Annotated in this window: 3 protein-coding genes; all 3 read left to right on the top strand. The window is 32.3% G+C overall.

What is annotated here, in order from left to right; translation table 11 throughout:
* Positions 1 to 230 precede the first annotated feature (230 nt).
* The 3 genes from SVN78_09820 (at position 231) to SVN78_09810 (ending at position 2734) form a co-directional block, all read left to right on the top strand.
* Positions 231 to 509: a hypothetical protein gene (locus SVN78_09820; GenBank protein MDY6821902.1), complete on the top strand. Its 279-nt coding sequence runs from the start codon at positions 231 to 233 to the stop codon at positions 507 to 509.
* Positions 510 to 550: 41 nt separating this feature from the next.
* Positions 551 to 1339 (top strand): hypothetical protein, encoded by a 789-nt coding sequence (locus SVN78_09815; protein ID MDY6821901.1) that lies wholly within the window; start codon positions 551 to 553, stop codon positions 1337 to 1339.
* A 255-nt stretch (positions 1340 to 1594) separates the two neighbouring features.
* Positions 1595 to 2734, top strand: a complete 1140-nt coding sequence (locus tag SVN78_09810) for an iron-containing alcohol dehydrogenase (protein MDY6821900.1) — start codon at positions 1595 to 1597, stop codon at positions 2732 to 2734.
* Positions 2735 to 3105 lie beyond the last annotated feature (371 nt).

The raw sequence follows: 3105 nt of genomic DNA, 5'->3' as shown, positions 1-3105 counted from the left end.
GGCGTGGGATTAAATATGATAATTAATTTAAAAATAGACATCAATTTCAGCCAAAGCATTCAAAGGAAAAATATGGAGAAAATTATAAATGAGAAATTTGTTGCCGAGAAAATTAAAAAACATTATTAAAAAAACAAAATGGGTATGTAGGGTATAATATTGTTAGTTATGCAGAAAGAATAAGAAAGTATTTATATGTTAATTGCTAGGCATTATATAATTAATATCGAATGAAAAGAAATATCGGTATTATTACTATTCTTGTAGGTGTTGGGCTTTTTTTTATAAGTATTATCTTTTCAACTGGTTATTACGGTAAATCTTATTCTATTTCCAAGCCCTTCATTGAGAGTATACCTGATCGGTATATCGTGCTCAAAGAAGGAAGAGAGGTTTCATTTATGCATTATGAAGGAGGAATTGCAATTCCGCTGAAATATCCACTTTCTTTGTCAATTGTCCTTATTCTGGTTGGAACAGGGGTTGTTTTGCTATCAAAAAAACAATGAAACCGATAAACAACAAGCACATTAATGCGAGGTAATAAAATATGAATATAGATCCATTCGCTTCATCAACATTTTCACTAAGAATAGCATGGTTTTCAGCAATACTTGGCCTTATTTGTTTTATAGGATTTTTCGAAATAGTTAAAAAGAAGTTGGGCAAAAACATTTTTATGTTTGTTTGGTTTAGCCTATGTCTTTTATTCCTTTCTCCAGCAAGATATATGCTATTCCAATCAATCCTTGCAGCTTCATATATATTTCAAAGCAAGGAAGCATTTATTTCTTCCCCTTTACTGGCATTATACATTCCAACAGTTTTCGGCATTCTCTTATTTACAGGCCTCTTTTTACCTTTGGCTATGCTGATTTTTCTAAGAGAAATAATAAGAGATACAGACTATTTCTTCTCATTTGTTAAAGGTATTTCAGCAATTATTTTTCCTATAATCTGTTTAATTTCGTCTTACATTTTCTATTACATTCTACCCTATGCTGCATGGGCTCTCTTTTTATTAAATCCAAATGATTTAATAAAAGCCACCAATGGTCCTACAGCAATTGTGTACAAGTATATAACAAAGCCTCTTTCACCAACAATTGTTCCTGATATTTTCTATCAAACACCACAACGAGATATTGACTTGTTGCGTTGTCACGTTGCAGCAATTTATATGAGCAATCAAAAGTTTTGGTATTTTGTAAAGCTTCAATATCCTGATATATATGAACAAACATTAAAGAAAAATGGTGGTAAACTTCCCAATAAAAATCTCCACATGACCACTATTATACAACGCATCAAGATGGCAGCAGATAAGTTTAAACATTAAATGAAGTTAATATCACCAGAGTGTAACTCTATCTTCCGAGGTTTGGAGATGCTCGAAGTTGGGAGATGCTATTTTCTCTAGAAGTAATTATGCATCTTATAATTAATATATTCTTGTTAGATGTAAAAAATAAATAGTAAAGATGGAAAATCACTATGTCAAATGTCAAACTAAAACAGTTTACATGCAGGCTCTTGATTTATTATCAGCAACATATATTTTAATAAGCTATGATATTAAAACTGGAGGTAGGAAATGAAAAAATTTGTTTTTTATAACCCCACTCAGATTGTTTTTGGTGAAAATCAAACCAAAAATATTGGGAGATACTTAAAAAATAAGAAATGCCTACTTTTGTATGGTGGTGGCAGCATAAAGCAAAACGGTATCTATGATAAAGTGATGGATTCTCTAAAAAATCATAACGTCTCGGTTGTTGAGAAATCAGGTGTAAAACCAAACCCAGTGCTTTCTTTTGTATATGAGGCAATAGAGCTTGCAAAAAAAGAAAAAGTTGATTGCATTTTGGCCGTTGGTGGCGGCAGTGTAATAGACAGTGCAAAGGCAATTGCCGCTGGATTTTATTACGATGGTGATGTGTGGGATTTTTTTACTGACAAAGCCCAAATAAAAGAAGCTCTACCAATCTATGTAGTACTAACACTTGCTGCTACTGCTTCGGAGATGAACTCAGGGGCAGTTATAACAAATGAGAATACAAAACAGAAATTTAATATAAGAAGTGATAATTTATTTCCAAAAATTTCCATACTTGATCCTATAAATACATATACGGTACCAAAAAACCACGTAGCAAATGGCAGTGTTGATGCTATTGTACATGTGCTTGAGGGATATTTTACAAGAAAATATCCAAGCACACCTATACAGGATGGATTTGTAGAAACCATTGTGGAAACTGTTGTCTCATCAACAAAACAAATACTTGAAAACCCAACCGATTATGATGCAAGGGCAAATTTCATGTGGTCAGCCACACTGGCGCTAAATGGCCTAACAACGGCTGGTATTGGTGATTATGCTTTCCCAAACCACATGATGGGCCACTCTTTATCTGCTCTCTATGATATAGCGCATGGTTCTACACTATCTATCGCATTTCCTGCATGGTTAAGGTATAACAGCAAGAATTTAAATGAACGACTAAAACGCTTTGGATCAAGGGTATTTGGCACTCAAGAACCACAAAAAACTATAGAAGCCATTGAAAACTACTTTGCTTCAATAGGTGCGCCAACAAGATTAAAAGATGTTGGGCTTAATGAATCTGATATTGAGGCTATAGCTCAAAATGCAGTGGCTCTTGCTCAAAAATGGAATCTAACAGAATATACAAAAGAAAGAATTGCTGAAATTTTGAAATATGCAATTTAAAAATAATTAATACACAAATAAAACAAACACACAAGCTTGTATTGATGTGCTAAAAAAATAATAAATATAAACTAAACTGTAGTTAACAAATAAAACAATATCTCCCAACTTTGCGAAGCTGGGAGATATTGTTTTTAGAAAATTAATAAAATATGTTTTATAATAGGTTTTTTAGATAATATTATTAAAAAGCTCTTATCCTATTTACTCAAACCATACCACATCTCAAAGAGATTATTCACTTTCTTTTTTTGGCCTAATACAGGATTATTATCAATATCATTGAAGGTCATAGGCCATGCAAAAGATGTTTTACCAACAAAATTATACTCTTCATTAAATAATACTTCAGCAACACCATCTCCTTCGGT

The sequence above is a fragment of the Deferribacterota bacterium genome (assembly GCA_034189185.1).
GTDB lineage: Bacteria > Chrysiogenota > Deferribacteres > Deferribacterales > UBA228 > UBA228.
This window is presented reverse-complemented; position numbering and strand designations above follow the sequence as displayed.